Raw genomic sequence first — 14,279 nt, forward strand, 5'->3', positions numbered from 1 at the left:
AAATCCGACAGAGCCGCGCAGCGGAGGATTGGTCGGATAAGGCACGCAACCTGATACGAATTCTCGACAAGTACGAATGCCGCACGGAGAATAGTCGCCTGCTGACAGGAGTCCCTATGCGTCGCTTGCTTTTTTCACTGCTAATGCTCTGCGTATTGCCCGCCTGGGCGGACGGCCACGACCAGTTGTATACGGTCGCCGGTTGGCCAGAACAACGCGCGCATTTCAACGATGCTCTCTCCGCCGCTCAGCAGCGTTACCAGAATAGCCTGCCGCCGGCGGTGTTTCAGGCCCTGGTCAACAACAGTAATCAGCGTTTCGCCCCCAAGGCCATGGACCAGCGTGCCGAAGCGCAGCTGCGCAAAAAGCTTGCCGATCCGAAACCTGCACTGACCTTCTTTCAATCGCCCCTGGGCAAGAAAATTGTCGCCGCCGAACTGCTGGCGACCCGTCGTGATCAATTGGCGAAAAACGCCAAGGGCTTGCCGAAAATGCAGGCCAGCGATACCCGTCAACTCATCATCGGTCACCTGGCCCAGGCCCTGCCCGCTCGCGAGGCCGGCGCTGAAGTCAGCCTGGCGATTGCGGGCGTGGCGGCCGACAGCCTGAGCTCGATGATCCCCGGCCTTCTCGGTGGCGGTCAGGCTCAAGGCATGTTGAACGGCCAGCGCCAGCGCCTGATGGAGCAGATCGGCGCCGACCTGAACAACACGCTGCTGTATGTCTACCGCGACCTGTCAGATGACGAGCTGGAAGAGTTCGCCACGTTTGCCGAGTCCACGGAAGGTAAGGCTTACTATCAAGCGGCACTGGCGGCGATTCGGGCGGGGTTGGCGGTGGGGCAGAGTACGTCGAGCCTCAGTCAATAATATTCAGCGTCTGGAAGATCGCTTTCGCGAGCAAGCCCGCTCCCACACTTGATCTCTGGCGTACATAAATTCTGTATCCGCTGGAGATCTAATGTGGGAGCGGGCTTGCTCGCGAAGAGGCCCGAACGACCGCTAGAGATTCCGCCCCTTCATCCCCTTGCTCAAAAACCCGAAATACTCCTCCCGCAACCCCGGCGTCTCATTTGCCAGATGATGCCGTGCCTCAGGCAACATCAGCACCTGAGGCCGATCGAACTTGCCCCGCAATACGTCAAGGTTGTGCTCCCAATCCACGGTCATGTCTGCCTGCCCCTGCACGATCAGCGGCTGCCGCGGGCTCTTCGGTGCCGCTTCGATACGCTTGATCCACCGTCCCAGCGCACCGACCCAGGCCGTGGGCAGACGTAGCGGTTGCAGCGGATCGGCTTGCAGGAACGTCAGGAATTCAGGGTCGTTGGAGTTCTCGCTGAAACGCCGGGCGATGCCTTTGACGAACGGCTTGAGCAAGTAATAACTGAGCTGCGACCAGCCCCAGGCTCGCGGCCGCACCAGTGGCGACAGCAAGATCACCTGCCCCTGGGCCGGACTGCTTGCGCCCTGATTGAGCACATGATCGATCACGATCGCTCCGCCGGTACTTTGTCCGCACAGGTGCCAAGGCTGCGGAAGGTCCAGCGATTGCGCCTCGGCCAACAGCCCTTGCAGGGTGTTCTGATACTCGGCGAAATCCTTGATGCTCGCCCGTTCGCCACTGGACAAGCCATGCCCCGGCAGGTCACAGGCGATTACTGCAAAACCCTGGTCCAGCGCCCACTCGATCACATGCCGATAGAGCCCGGTGTGATCGTAGAAACCGTGAAACAGAAACAGCGTCGCCTTCGCCCGCTCGGGCCACCAGAGCTGGCTGACCACTTCATAGCCATCGACCTCGAAACGCCCCAGGCCACTGCGCAAGGTTCGCTGGGGAAAATCCAGCCCATAAAAATGCTGATAGGCCATGGCCTCCGTCGACAGCGGCTGCCACTCGGCCAATGGCCGCAGGCTGGCACGCAAATGATCGGGGTCGAAAGTGGCAGACATGGGCTATTCCAGAGCGCGAAACGGACTTTATAGGCCTGCGATATTCATCTGTTGCAGCAAGCATGGCAAGCTAGCCGACCTTCGAGGATTGAAACCCATGCGTCCTGCCTACCGCACCACACTGCTTGCCAGCCTGCTCGCCCTTGTGTGTGCCGGCGTGCTGTGGGCCGCCTATGACTGGTTTCAGGGGCGCTACTTGCGCGCCTTCAGTTCGCACACTGCGGTGTTCTCCGGCGACCCCTTGCGCCTGCCGGACGAACTTGCCGGCCCCGGCGCCATTCGCCTGGTGCACTTCTGGGACCCGGCCTGCCCGTGCAATGTCGGCAACCAACAACACCTGACCGAACTGGTTGAGCAGTATGTACCGCAGGGCGTCGAGTTCTATGCGGTCCAAAAGCCCGGCAGCCACGGTCAATTGCCCAGCACGTTGAGTCGCCTCAAAACCATCAATGTCCTGCCAGGCTCCGAACAGATCCCCGCCAGCCCGGCGGTGGCGATCTGGGACCGCAGTGGCAGGCTGGCGTATTTCGGTCCGTACAGCGAAGGCCTGACCTGCAATTCGAGCAACAGTTTTATCGAGCCCATTCTGCAAGCGCTGAATGAAGGCCGGGCGGTGAACGCCACCCACACGCTAGCGGTGGGTTGCTACTGCCCGTGGCCTGCGGAGGTTAAGTAAGGCATTCCTGACTTTTCCAGGACCGCAATGCCCGGCACAGGAGGTCTGTGCTACACGTTTGCAGCCCACACGGGCGGCAATCCCGAAAGAACAAGGAGTCACCATGAAACGCGTCCTGGCCGTACTTGCCTTGCTGATCGTCGTGCTCGTCGCCGGGGGCGGCTGGTATGTGTACAGCAAGCAACCGACGCGCCAGGGCCAGGTGGAGTTGCAGCACCTGCAAGGTTCGGTGACCGTGCGTTACGACGTGCGCGGCGTGCCGCATATCCGTGCCGAAAACGAAACCGACCTCTACCGCGCCCTCGGCTACGTGCACGCCCAGGACCGACTGTTCCAGATGGAAGCCATGCGGCGCCTGGCCCGTGGTGAATTGGCTGAAGTCCTCGGCCCGAAACTGATCGACACCGACAAACTGTTTCGCAGCCTGCGCATCCGCGAACGGGCTGAAAGCTACGTGGCCGCGCTGGATCATCAGTCGCCGGCGTGGAAGGCCCTGCAAGCTTATCTGGACGGCATCAATCAATATCAGGACAGCCACGCTGCGCCGGTAGAGTTCGACGTGCTGGGGATCCCCAAGCGCCCGTTCACCGCCGAAGACAGCATCAGCATCGCCGGCTACATGGCCTACAGCTTTGCTGCGGCGTTTCGCACCGAACCGTTGCTGACTTACGTGCGTGACCAACTGGGCGCCGAGTACCTGAACATCTTCGATCTCGACTGGCAGCCCAAGGGCGTGCTGGCCAAAAGACGCGCCAATCCTGCACCGGCCCTCACCGCCAATGACTGGAAGGGGCTGAACGCCCTCGCCCGTTTGAGTGAGCAGGCCCTGGCCGACAATGGCCTGCCACAATTCGAAGGCAGCAATGCCTGGGTGATTTCCGGCAACCGCAGCAAAAGCGGCAAGCCGCTGCTGGCCGGTGACCCGCATATTCGCTTCTCGGCTCCGTCGGTGTGGTACGAAGCGCACCTGTCAGCGCCGGGTTTCGAGCTTTATGGTTACCATCAAGCACTGGTGCCGTTTGCGTTTCTTGGCCACAACCTGGACTTCGGCTGGAGCCTGACGATGTTCCAGAACGACGACCTGGATCTGATCGCAGAGAAGGTCAACCCGGACAACCCGAACCAGATCTGGTATCGCGGCCAATGGGTCGACCTGGTCAACACCGAACAACAGATCGCGGTCAAAGGCCAGTCACCGGTCACGCTGACCCTGCGCCAGTCGCCCCACGGCCCGATCATCAACGATGCACTCGGCACTGCCGCCGGCAAGACGCCGGTCGCCATGTGGTGGGCCTTCCTCGAGACGCCGAATCCGATCCTCGACGGCTTCTACCAGCTCAACCGCGCCGACACCCTGGCCAAGGCCCGCGCCGCGTCGGCCAAGGTTCAGGCACCGGGGCTGAACATCGTCTACGCCAACGCCAAGGGCGACATCGGTTGGTGGGCCTCGGCGTTGCTGCCCAAGCGCCCGGCCGGGGTGAAGCCCGGTTTCATCCTCGACGGCAGCACCCCTCAGGCGGACAAGGAAGGTTTTTACCCATTCAGTGCCAACCCACAGGAAGAGAACCCGGCGCGAGGCTACATTGTCTCGGCCAACTTCCAACCGGTGTCGCCTACCGGCATGGAAATTCCCGGTTACTACAACCTCGCCGATCGCGGTCAGCAACTCAATCGTCAGCTCAGCGACAAGAACGTGAAGTGGGACAACGACTCCAACCAGAAGCTGCAACTGGGCACCACCACTGACTACGGTCCGCGTTTGCTGGCGCCGTTGCTGCCGGTACTGCGTGAAGTGGTGAGCAATCCCGCCGAGCTCAAGATGGTGGAACAACTGGCGCAGTGGAGCGGCGATTATCCGCTGGACTCCGTCAGCGCCACCCTGTTCAACCAGTTCCTGTTCAATCTCACCGACGCAGCAATGCGCGATGAACTGGGCAATGACTTCTTCGAAACACTGCTCCCGACCCGGGTGATCGATGCCGCACTGCCGCGCCTGGCAGCCTCCGCCGATTCACCGTGGTGGGACAACCGCAACACCCCCGGCAAGGAAACCCGCGCCGATACGGTCAAGGTTGCCTGGCAAGCGAGCATGGCTCACCTCAAGACCACTCTGGGCGCCGATTCCACACAATGGAAGTGGGGCAAAGCGCACACCCTGACTCACGGCCATCCGCTGGGGACGCAGAAACCTTTGGAGCGGATCTTCAACGTCGGGCCCTTCGCGGCGCCCGGCACCCATGAAGTGCCGAACAACCTCTCGGCCAAGATCGGCCCGGCGCCGTGGCCTGTGACTTACGGCCCGTCAACCCGGCGGTTGATCGACTTCGCCGACCCGGCCCACAGCCTGACCATCAACCCGGTCGGCCAGAGCGGCGTGCCGTTCGACAGCCACTATGCCGACCAGGCCGAGGCGTATATCGAGGGGGTTTACTACCAGGCGCATTTCAATGATGAAGAAGTGACGGCCAATACCCGTAGTACGTTGAAGCTGTTGCCAGCGCGTTCGGGGCAATAGATTTTTTGTTGGCCCGGCTGACGCCTTCGCGAGCAAGCCCGCTCCCACATTAGACCGTGCCTGTCTGAACAACTCGGTCAACTGTGGGAGCGGGCTTGCTCGCGAAGGGGCCATGACAAGCAACACAAAATGCCGCTAAACCATCACCGCAAAATTCAACCTGAACTGCTGCGGTGTCACTCCCAGCCTGCGGTTGAACACACTGCGCATGTGCTGGGCATCGCGAAACCCGCACTGATACGCCACGGTTTTCAGCGGCGCATGGGTGCTTTCGAGCATCACCCGTGCCGCATCCACCCTCGCCCGTTCGACGAATTCCGCCGGGGTGATTTTCGCCTCCTTGGCGAACACCCGGGAAAAGTTGCGCGTGCTCATGTTGGCGGCGTTGGCCAGATCAGCAATGGTCAGGTCGCCATTGAGGTTGGCCAATACGTAAAGCTGAGCCATCGCCACCGCCGACGTCGGTTCGGCATGGGGCGTGAGGAACGGGCTGAACTGCGATTGCCCGCCCGAGCGCTGAGTGAACACCACCAACCGCTTGGCCACGCTGAGTGCCACGTCCGGCCCGTGATCCCGGGCCAGCAAATACAGCGACAAATCGATCCCCGCCGTAACCCCGGCCGAGGTGTAAAGCTCGCCGTCCTGCACGTACAAGCGATCAGCCTCGACCTGAGTCGACGGGCACAGCTGCGCCAGCGCCGCGGCATCGCCCCAATGAGTGGTGACGGTTCTCCCATCGAGCAATCCGGCCCGGGCAAGCATGAAGGCGCCATTGCAGATCGAGCCAAAGCGTTGCGCCAGCGCACAGGCATCGCGCAGCCAGGTATCGAACGCCGCGCCAAAATTCATGAACGGCAACTGCGGCCCGCCCGCCACCAACAGCAAATCATAAGCCTCCAGCGCTTCACTGAAATGCCGGTGGGCATTGAGTGACAAACCGTTGGAGCACGCCATCACCCCATGCTCGACACCGATCACCTCCAGCCGATAGTGATCCTGCGGGGCCAGGAAACGATTGGCTTCGGAAAACACATCCAGGGGGCCGGTGACATCCAGTGACTGGACGCCTGGGAACACCACGATGGCAATGGTTTTACTCATGGTTCAAGTTCACCTTCACATTGAAAAAATCGCAGCCTTCGGCAGCTCCTACATGGGATTGCGCACCCCTGTAGAGCTGCCGAAGGCTGCGATCTTTTCTGGCTGATCACCCTCAACCCTAGCCAATCCAAGCCCAACAAGCGAGGTTGGCGCGATATGCAGGTTCATTGGCCGGGATCGCAGCCATGGATCGATTGTCCGGTTTCGGCTGCGCGAACAGACTGACCCCATCAGCGCCGCCACGGCGTTCCCCATGAGGACAGCACCATGAGCAGCATCATCGCCGGTATCAAAATCCCCGACAGCGCGTTGGCCAGGGCCACCACTGAATACATTCGCGACGTCGAGTCCGACCTGCTGTTCCACCACTCACGCCGGGTGTTTCTGTTCGGCGCCTTGAGCGGTGAGCGCAAGCAGTTGGCTTATGATCCGGAGCTGCTGTACGTCGGCGCGATGTTCCATGACTTGGGTCTGGTGGAAGGTCACCGCAGCGATGATGAGCGATTCGAAGTCGACAGTGCCAACGCAGCCAAAGCGTTCCTCAAACCCTACGGGTTGTCTGGCGACGATATCGAACAGGTGTGGTTGTCGATTGCCCTGCACACCACACCGGGCGTGCCGCAACACCTGCGTCCCAATGTGGCGCTGGTGACGGCCGGCGTCGAGATGGATGTGCTGGGCATCGACTACGCGGCGTTTTCCACCGTGCAGCGTGAAGCAGTGGTGCATGCGCATCCACGGGGTGAAGGGTTCAAGGAGTGCATTCTGTGTGCGTTCGCCAATGGCTTCAAACATAAGCCGGACAGCACGTTTGGCACCGTGAACGCGGATGTACTGGTGGACAGCGAGCCGGGCTTCAAGCCGATGAACTTCGTCGAGATCATCCGCAAATCACCTTGGGTGGCATAAACCACTGTGGGAGCGGGCTTGCTCGCGAAAGCGGTGGGTCAGTCAACATGGATGTTGAATGTCAGTCCGTCTTCGCGAGCAAGCCCGCTCCCACAGTGGATTTGGGTTGGCCACACATGCGTGGTCAACCCGGCATCAGGCTCAAGCCGCTTCCGGCGCCTGCGCCCGGCGCACGTCCGGTTGTTTCCAGGAATCGGCGGCGCCTTCTTCGATGGCCTGCTGGATCGCACGCTTGCGAATCTCTTCGGCACGACGGCTGAAGTACCAGACCAGGAACGTCACCAGCGACACCGCCAGCAGAATCAGGCTGGCCACTGCGTTGATCTCAGGCTTCACACCCAGGCGCACCGCCGAGAACACTTCCATCGGCAGGGTCGTGGAACCCGGACCGGACACGAAGCTCGCCAGCACCAGGTCATCCAGCGACAAGGCAAACGACATCATGCCGCCCGCCGCCAGCGACGGCGCGATCATCGGAATGGTGATCAGAAAGAACACCTTCCACGGCCGCGCCCCCAGGTCCATGGCCGCCTCTTCGATGGACAGGTCCAGCTCACGCAAGCGCGCCGACACCACCACCGCCACATATGCCGCACAGAACGTGGTGTGGGCGATCCAGATGGTGACGATGCCGCGCTCCTGTGGCCAACCGATCATCTGCGCCATGGCCACGAACAGCAGCAACAGCGACAGACCGGTGATCACTTCCGGCATCACCAACGGTGCGGTGACCAGACCACCGAACAGCGTGCGGCCCTTGAAGTGGGTGATACGCGTCAGCACGAAGGCCGCCAGCGTCCCCAGTGCCACCGCTGCAATCGCCGTGTAGCAGGCGATTTCCAGCGAACGCACCACCGAGCCCATCAGTTGGGTGTTGTCCATCAACCCCACGTACCACTTGATCGACCAGCCGCCCCACACCGTCACCAGTTTCGAGGCGTTGAACGAGTAGATCACCAGGATCAGCATCGGCGCGTAGATGAACAGCAAACCCGCTACCAGCATGAAACTTGAGAAACGGAAGCGCTTCATTCCTTGCCCTCCATTTCTTTGGCCTGACTACGGTTGAATAGGATGATCGGCACAATCAGGATCGCCAGCATCACCACCGCCAGCGCTGATGCCACCGGCCAGTCACGGTTGTTGAAGAACTCTTGCCAGAGCACTTTACCGATCATCAGGGTTTCCGGACCGCCGAGCAGTTCCGGGATCACGAACTCACCCACCACCGGGATGAACACCAGCATGCAACCGGCGATGATGCCGTTTTTCGACAGCGGCACGGTGATCTTCCAGAAACTGTTGAAGGTGCTCGAACCAAGGTCCGACGCGGCTTCCAGCAGGCTGGTGTCGTGTTTGACCAGGTTGGCGTAGAGCGGCAGGATCATGAACGGCAGATAGGAGTAAACGACCCCGATGTAGACCGCGAGGTTGGTGTTGAGGATCTGCAGCGGCTCGTCGATCCAGCCCATGCTCATCAGAAAACCATTGAGCAGACCGTTGTTGCTGAGAATGCCCATCCACGCGTAAACGCGGATCAGGATTGCGGTCCAGGTCGGCATCATGATCAGCAGCACCAGCACCGTTTGCAGCTCTTTGCGGGCGCTGGCAATGGCGTAGGCCATCGGGTAGCCGATCAGCAAACAGAGGACGGTGCTGATCAGCGCCATCTTCAATGAGCCGAGGTAAGCGGCGATGTACAACTCGTCATCGCCGAGCATCGCGTAGTTGCTCAGGTTAAGCAGCACCTGGAGCTTCTGGTCGATGAAGCTGTAGATCTCGGTGTACGGCGGAATGGCCACGTCGGCTTCGGCGAAGCTGATCTTCAGAACGATGAAGAACGGCAACATGAAGAACAGAAACAGCCAGATGAACGGAACCCCGATGACCAGCTGACGGCCACCGGGAATTATTCGATTGAGCCGGCGTTTGAGTTTGCGCAGGTTCATGAGCGAAGTACCACGCCGCTGTCGTCTTCCCAGTACACGTAAACCTGGTCACCCCAGGTTGGCCGCTGGCCGCGGCGCTCGGCGTTGGCGACGAAGGACTGCACCAGTTTGCCGCTCGGCAATTCGACGTAGAACACCGAGTGGCCGCCGAGGTAGGCGATGTCATGCACCTTGCCGCTCGACCAGTTGTATTCGCAGGTCGGCATGTCGGCTGTCACCAGCAGTTTTTCCGGACGGATCGCGTAGGTGACGGACTTGTCCTGCACCGAGGTGCTGATGCCGTGACCCACGTAGATGCTGCGGTCCAGATCCTTGCAGGTGATGAGCGCATGGCCTTCGGCGTCGTCCACCACTTCGCCTTCGAAGATGTTGACGTTGCCGATGAATTCGCAGACCAGACGGCTGGTCGGGGTTTCGTAGATGTCGATCGGGCTGCCGATCTGGGCGATCCAGCCCAGGTGCATGATCGCGATGCGCTCGGCCATGGTCATGGCCTCTTCCTGGTCGTGGGTCACCATCACGCAGGTCACGCCGACCCGCTCGATGATCTCGACCAGTTCCAGCTGCATTTGCGAACGCAGTTTCTTGTCCAGCGCGCCCATCGGTTCGTCGAGCAGCAACAGCTTCGGCCGTTTGGCCAACGAACGCGCCAGCGCCACACGCTGACGCTGACCGCCGGACAACTGATGGGGTTTGCGCTTGGCGTACTGGCTCATCTGCACCAGCTTGAGCATGTCGGCCACGCGTGCATCGACTTCAGCGGCGGGAAGCTTGTCCTGCTTGAGGCCGAAGGCGATGTTCTGCGCCACGGTCATGTGTGGGAACAAGGCATAGGACTGGAACATCATATTGATCGGTCGCTCGTACGGCGGCATGTCAGTGATGTCTACGCCGTCGAGGTAAATGCGCCCCTCCGTGGGCCGTTCGAAACCTGCCAGCATCCGCAGCAAGGTGGATTTGCCCGAACCCGAGCCGCCGAGCAAGGCGAAGATTTCGCCTTTCTTGATTTCCAGGGACACGTCGTCCACGGCAATCGTCTCGTCGAACTTTTTGGTGACCCGGTCGATTTTGACCAGCACCTGTTTAGGTGTCTGGTCGCCCTCGAGGGCTTTCTTATAGGCGCCGGAGGCAACTGCCATTTACGAAACTCCCAACAGAATTTGCAGTTCGCTCAACGTGGCGAACCTGGATAGTTTGAAGCTATTTGCCCGACTTGACCTTGGTCCAGCTGCGCGTCATCAAACGTTGAATGTTCGGTGGCAACTCGATGGATACGTATGTCTTGTCGAGGACCGCTTGCGGTGGATATACCGATGCGTCGGTGCGTATGGACTGTTCCATCAGTTTGTCCGACCCGGGGTTCGGGTTGGCATAGCCTACGGAATCGCTGACCTTGGCAATCACCTCGGGTTTCAGCAAATAGTTGATGAAGGCATGGGCCTCTTTGGCGTTGGCGGCATCCTTGGGGATCGCCAGCATGTCGAACCAGAGCGCGCCGCCCTCTTTCGGAATCGAGTAGGCGATGTTCATGCCTTTGCCGGCTTCAGCCGCGCGGGCCTTGGCCTGGAACATATCGCCGGAGAAACCGATCGCCACACAGATGTCACCGTTGGCCAGGTCTGCGATGTATTTGGATGAGTGGAAATACGTCACGTAAGGCCGCACTGCCAGCAACTTGGCTTCAGCCTTTTTGTAGTCTTCAGGGTTGGTGCTGTTGGCGTTCAGGCCCATGTAGTTGAGGACCGTGGGCATCATTTCATCGGCGGAGTCGAGGAACGCCACGCCACAGCTGTGCAGCTTCTTGATGTTCTGCGGCTCGAACACCACATCCCACGAATCGATCTTGTCGAGGCCCAGCACTGCCTTGACCTTGTCGACGTTGTAACCGATGCCGTTAGTGCCCCACAGATACGGCACGGCGTACTGATTGCCCGGATCGTTCTGCTCCAGGCGCTTGAGCAGCACCGGGTCGAGGTTGGAATAGTTAGTCAGCTTCGATTTGTCGAGCTTCTGAAAAGCCCCGGCCTTGATCTGCTTGCCAAGGAAGTGGTTGGACGGCACAACCACGTCATAACCGGTACGCCCGGCCAGCAACTTGCCTTCCAGGGTTTCGTTGGAATCAAATACGTCATACACCGGCTTGATACCGGTTTCTTTCTGGAAGTCGGCCAGGGTGGTTTCACCGATGTAGTCCGACCAGTTATAAATATGCACCGTGCCAGCGGCCTGAACACTGACAGCAAGTGTCAGCCCGGCGCCGACCAGCAGGGCATTGCGCAACAAAGAAAAAATAGGCAAGTGGAGGTCCTCTAAAATTAGTTGGGCCCAAGTTGCCCCGCGTTACATGACAGCCATGGCTGCCTGGCAACAAAACCGGCGCGCAACTTACCCTCGAAAAACCGTTCCAGCAAAACTTTCTGTCATTTAATTATTCCTGTTGCCGCCGTCGCGCGACGACGGCAACAGGTAGTTGCCTCAAATCGGCTTATTTACCGGATTTGATCTTGGTCCAGCTGCGAGTCAGGATCCGCTGGGTCGCGGCCGGCAAGTCGGCAATCGCGTACAGCTTGGCCAGTACTTCCGCTGGCGGGTAGATGCCAGGATCGCTGGTGATTTCTTTATCGACCAATGCAGTAGACGCCGCGTTACCGTTCGGGAAACGTACCGCGTTGGTGATTTCAGCCATGATTTCCGGCTTCTGCAGGAAGGTCATGAACTTGTAGGCGCCTTCGACGTTTTCGGCATCTTTAGGGATGGCGACCATGTCGTAGAAGCTGCCGGCACCTTCTTTCGGAATGTTGTAGCTGACTTTCACCTTGTCACCGGCTTCAGCGGCGCGAGCCTTGGCCTGGTAGATGTCACCCGAGTAACCCACGGCGACGCAGATGTTGCCGTTGGCCAGATCGGAGATGTACTTGGACGAGTGGAAGTAGCCCACCGAAGGACGAATCTTCAGGAACAGCGCTTCGGCTTCAGCCAGTTGTTTCTTGTCCTGGCTGTCGGTTGGATAGCCCAGGTAATGCAACGCCACCGGAATCATCTCGGTTGGCGAATCGAGGAAGCTGATACCGCACGACTTCAACTTGGCAGCGTTTTCAGGTTTGAACAGCAAGTCCCAGGAGTTGGTTGGCGCATCGGCCCCCAGTGCAGCCTTGACCTTCTCGGCGTTGAAACCGATACCGATCGAACCCCACATGTAAGGGAACGCGTGTTCGTTACCCGGGTCGCTCACCGATACCGCTTTGAGCAGGTCCGTGTTCAGGTTCTTCCAGTTAGGCAGCTTGGACTTGTCCAGCTTCTGGTAAACGCCCGCCTTGATTTGCTTGGCCAGGAAGTTGTTCGACGGCACGACGATGTCGTAGCCGGACTTGCCTGCCAGCAACTTGGCTTCAAGGGTTTCGTTACTGTCGAACACGTCGTAGACGACTTTGATACCCGACTCGGCTTCGAACTTCTTGACGGTATCCGGTGCGATGTAATCGGACCAGTTGTACACGTGCAGCACCTTGTCGTCAGCCTGAACGGCACCCGCCATCACGCCCATCAGGGACATGGCGAGGAGGGTCTTGCCAGCTATCTTCATACCTAATGCCTTCATGGGTAATGCTCCAATTTTTCTTTTTAACCACGTGCTCAGCGGCCTGTTACTGGGCATCCGAACAACCGGTAGTCTGGCAAGATCCAAGGCAGGCTTTCAAGGAAAGACCCATCCTTTGTTTGCACTGAGCGAAGTGCACACTTCGCACCTCGCTCAGAGCCTAGCACTTAGCCCTGTAACGCACTCAGGGTCAGGTCCAGGCACTTGCGTGCTTTTGTTACCAACTCATCGATTTCAGCCGGTGTAATCACCAGTGGCGGAGCAATGATCATGGTGTCGCCGACGGCACGCATGATCAGGCCGTTTTCGAAGCAGAACGTGCGGCAGATCATGCCGACGCCACGGCCTTCGTAACGTTTGCGGGTGGCTTTGTCCTGAACCAGTTCGATGGCCCCCAACAGACCGACCCCACGCACTTCCCCCACCAACGGGTGATCGCTCAGTTCCCGTAGACGCTTTTGCAAATAAGGTGCCGTTTCTGTACGCACGCGCTCGACAATTTTTTCGTCGCGCAGGATACGAATGTTTTCCAGCGCCACCGCAGCGGCCACCGGGTGCCCGGAATAAGTGAAACCGTGGTTGAAATCACCCCCTTCGTTGAGCACCTCGACCACATCGTCATGCACGATCAGGCCACCCATCGGGATGTAACCGGAGGTCAGGCCTTTGGCGATGGTCATCATGTGGGGTTTGAGGTCGTAGAAATCGGTTCCGAACCACTCACCGGTACGGCCGAAACCGCAGATCACTTCGTCGGCCACGAACAGAATGTCGTATTTGGCGAGGATTTCCTTGATGCGCGGCCAGTAGCTGTCTGGCGGAATGATCACGCCGCCGGCGCCCTGGATCGGCTCGGCAATAAAGGCACCGACGTTGTCGACGCCGACTTCCAGAATCTTCTCTTCCAGCTGATTGGCCGCCCAGATACCGAACTCGTTCGGCGTCATATCGCCGCCTTCGCCGAACCAGTACGGCTGGGCAATGTGGACAATGCCCGGGATCGGCAAGTCGCCCTGTTCGTGCATGTATGTCATGCCACCCAGGCTCGCGCCGGCCACGGTGGAACCGTGATAGCCGTTCTTGCGACTGATGATGACTTTCTTCTTCGGCTGGCCTTTGATCGCCCAGTAGTGGCGAACCATCCGCAGCATGGTGTCGTTGCCTTCGGAACCGGAACCGGTGAAGAACACGTGATTCATGCCTTCAGGCGCAACGTCGGCAATGACCTTGGCCAGCTCCAGCACCGGCGGGTGAGCCGTCTGGAAGAACAGGTTGTAATAAGGCAGTTCGCGCATCTGCTTGCTGGCGGCATCGGCCAGTTCATCGCGACCGTAGCCGATCGCCACACACCACAGGCCGGCCATGCCGTCGAGGATCTTGTTGCCTTCGCTGTCCCAGAGGTACACGCCCTTGGCGCTGGTGATGATCCGCGGGCCTTTCTCTTTCAGCTGCTTGAAGTCGCTGAACGGGGCCAGGTGGTGATCGCTGCTCAGGGCTTGCCATTCACGGGTTTGCGGGTTGTTGCTGGTCATGCGAATTCTCCTTGGATTCGAGTGGAGGGCGCCGCCAAGCGCAGCGGCGC

The 14,279-nt window shown here is 59.6% G+C and carries 12 protein-coding genes; 4 read left to right on the forward strand and 8 right to left on the reverse strand.

Features of this window, described 5'->3' with window-relative positions:
• Positions 1-116 precede the first annotated feature (116 nt).
• Complete coding sequence (locus KVG95_RS18995) at positions 117-869, forward strand: DUF2059 domain-containing protein (protein ID WP_217857515.1); 753 nt, start codon at positions 117-119, stop codon at positions 867-869.
• A gap of 132 nt (positions 870-1,001) precedes the next feature.
• Here the strand turns inward: KVG95_RS18995 and bipL are convergent, their stop codons facing one another.
• The gene (bipL, locus tag KVG95_RS19000) at positions 1,002-1,949 is read right to left on the reverse strand and encodes a phospholipase BipL (RefSeq protein ID WP_217857516.1); all 948 of its coding nucleotides are present in this window, start codon (positions 1,947-1,949) and stop codon (positions 1,002-1,004) included.
• Between the two features lie 97 nt (positions 1,950-2,046).
• Between bipL and KVG95_RS19005 the strand changes: the two genes are divergently transcribed.
• On the forward strand, positions 2,047-2,625 hold the full coding sequence (locus KVG95_RS19005) for a DUF6436 domain-containing protein (protein ID WP_038980891.1): 579 nt from the start codon (positions 2,047-2,049) through the stop codon (positions 2,623-2,625).
• A 103-nt stretch (positions 2,626-2,728) separates the two neighbouring features.
• The gene (locus tag KVG95_RS19010; RefSeq protein ID WP_217857517.1) at positions 2,729-5,140 is read left to right on the forward strand and encodes a penicillin acylase family protein; all 2,412 of its coding nucleotides are present in this window, start codon (positions 2,729-2,731) and stop codon (positions 5,138-5,140) included.
• Positions 5,141-5,275: 135 nt separating this feature from the next.
• Here KVG95_RS19010 and KVG95_RS19015 read toward each other — a convergent pair whose 3' ends face one another.
• Positions 5,276-6,241: a GlxA family transcriptional regulator gene (locus KVG95_RS19015; protein WP_217857518.1), complete on the reverse strand. Its 966-nt coding sequence runs from the start codon at positions 6,239-6,241 to the stop codon at positions 5,276-5,278.
• A gap of 267 nt (positions 6,242-6,508) precedes the next feature.
• On the opposite strand from KVG95_RS19015, the gene KVG95_RS19020 reads away from it, so the two are divergent.
• Entirely contained in the window at positions 6,509-7,150 is a 642-nt protein-coding gene (locus KVG95_RS19020; protein WP_217857519.1) for an HD domain-containing protein, read from the forward strand.
• 141 nt (positions 7,151-7,291) lie between these two features.
• Here the strand turns inward: KVG95_RS19020 and KVG95_RS19025 are convergent, their stop codons facing one another.
• From KVG95_RS19025 to KVG95_RS19050, 6 genes are all read right to left on the reverse strand, one after another.
• The gene (locus tag KVG95_RS19025) at positions 7,292-8,182 is read right to left on the reverse strand and encodes an ABC transporter permease subunit (RefSeq protein ID WP_007897694.1); all 891 of its coding nucleotides are present in this window, start codon (positions 8,180-8,182) and stop codon (positions 7,292-7,294) included.
• Positions 8,179-9,060, reverse strand: a complete 882-nt coding sequence (locus KVG95_RS19030) for an ABC transporter permease subunit (RefSeq protein ID WP_177318856.1) — start codon at positions 9,058-9,060, stop codon at positions 8,179-8,181. The genes KVG95_RS19025 and KVG95_RS19030 overlap by 4 nt, the downstream gene beginning before the upstream one ends.
• A 35-nt stretch (positions 9,061-9,095) precedes the next feature.
• Positions 9,096-10,238 carry an ABC transporter ATP-binding protein gene (locus KVG95_RS19035; protein ID WP_123720303.1) on the reverse strand — a complete coding sequence of 381 codons (1,143 nt, stop codon included), beginning with the start codon at positions 10,236-10,238 and terminating at the stop codon, positions 9,096-9,098.
• Between the two features lie 61 nt (positions 10,239-10,299).
• A complete protein-coding gene (locus tag KVG95_RS19040) occupies positions 10,300-11,397 on the reverse strand; it encodes a polyamine ABC transporter substrate-binding protein (protein WP_050682232.1) in 1,098 nt (365 codons plus the stop codon).
• Positions 11,398-11,584: 187 nt separating this feature from the next.
• Positions 11,585-12,682 carry a polyamine ABC transporter substrate-binding protein gene (locus KVG95_RS19045; RefSeq protein WP_217857542.1) on the reverse strand — a complete coding sequence of 366 codons (1,098 nt, stop codon included), beginning with the start codon at positions 12,680-12,682 and terminating at the stop codon, positions 11,585-11,587.
• A 182-nt stretch (positions 12,683-12,864) separates the two neighbouring features.
• Positions 12,865-14,229, reverse strand: a complete 1,365-nt coding sequence (locus KVG95_RS19050; RefSeq protein WP_217857520.1) for an aspartate aminotransferase family protein — start codon at positions 14,227-14,229, stop codon at positions 12,865-12,867.
• Between the last annotated feature and the right edge of the window lie 50 nt (positions 14,230-14,279).

The organism is Pseudomonas farris (assembly GCF_019145235.1).
Classification (GTDB): domain Bacteria; phylum Pseudomonadota; class Gammaproteobacteria; order Pseudomonadales; family Pseudomonadaceae; genus Aquipseudomonas; species Aquipseudomonas farris.

Coding starts and splice junctions, on each gene's coding strand:
- KVG95_RS19035 (WP_123720303.1), bottom strand. CDS start 10,238: ATGGCAGTTGCCTCCGGCGCCTATAAGAAAGCCCTCGAGGGCGACCAG.
- bipL (WP_217857516.1), bottom strand. CDS start 1,949: ATGTCTGCCACTTTCGACCCCGATCATTTGCGTGCCAGCCTGCGGCCA.
- KVG95_RS19005 (WP_038980891.1), top strand. CDS start 2,047: ATGCGTCCTGCCTACCGCACCACACTGCTTGCCAGCCTGCTCGCCCTT.
- KVG95_RS19015 (WP_217857518.1), bottom strand. CDS start 6,241: ATGAGTAAAACCATTGCCATCGTGGTGTTCCCAGGCGTCCAGTCACTG.
- KVG95_RS18995 (WP_217857515.1), top strand. CDS start 117: ATGCGTCGCTTGCTTTTTTCACTGCTAATGCTCTGCGTATTGCCCGCC.
- KVG95_RS19010 (WP_217857517.1), top strand. CDS start 2,729: ATGAAACGCGTCCTGGCCGTACTTGCCTTGCTGATCGTCGTGCTCGTC.
- KVG95_RS19050 (WP_217857520.1), bottom strand. CDS start 14,229: ATGACCAGCAACAACCCGCAAACCCGTGAATGGCAAGCCCTGAGCAGC.
- KVG95_RS19025 (WP_007897694.1), bottom strand. CDS start 8,182: ATGAAGCGCTTCCGTTTCTCAAGTTTCATGCTGGTAGCGGGTTTGCTG.
- KVG95_RS19020 (WP_217857519.1), top strand. CDS start 6,509: ATGAGCAGCATCATCGCCGGTATCAAAATCCCCGACAGCGCGTTGGCC.
- KVG95_RS19045 (WP_217857542.1), bottom strand. CDS start 12,682: ATGAAGATAGCTGGCAAGACCCTCCTCGCCATGTCCCTGATGGGCGTG.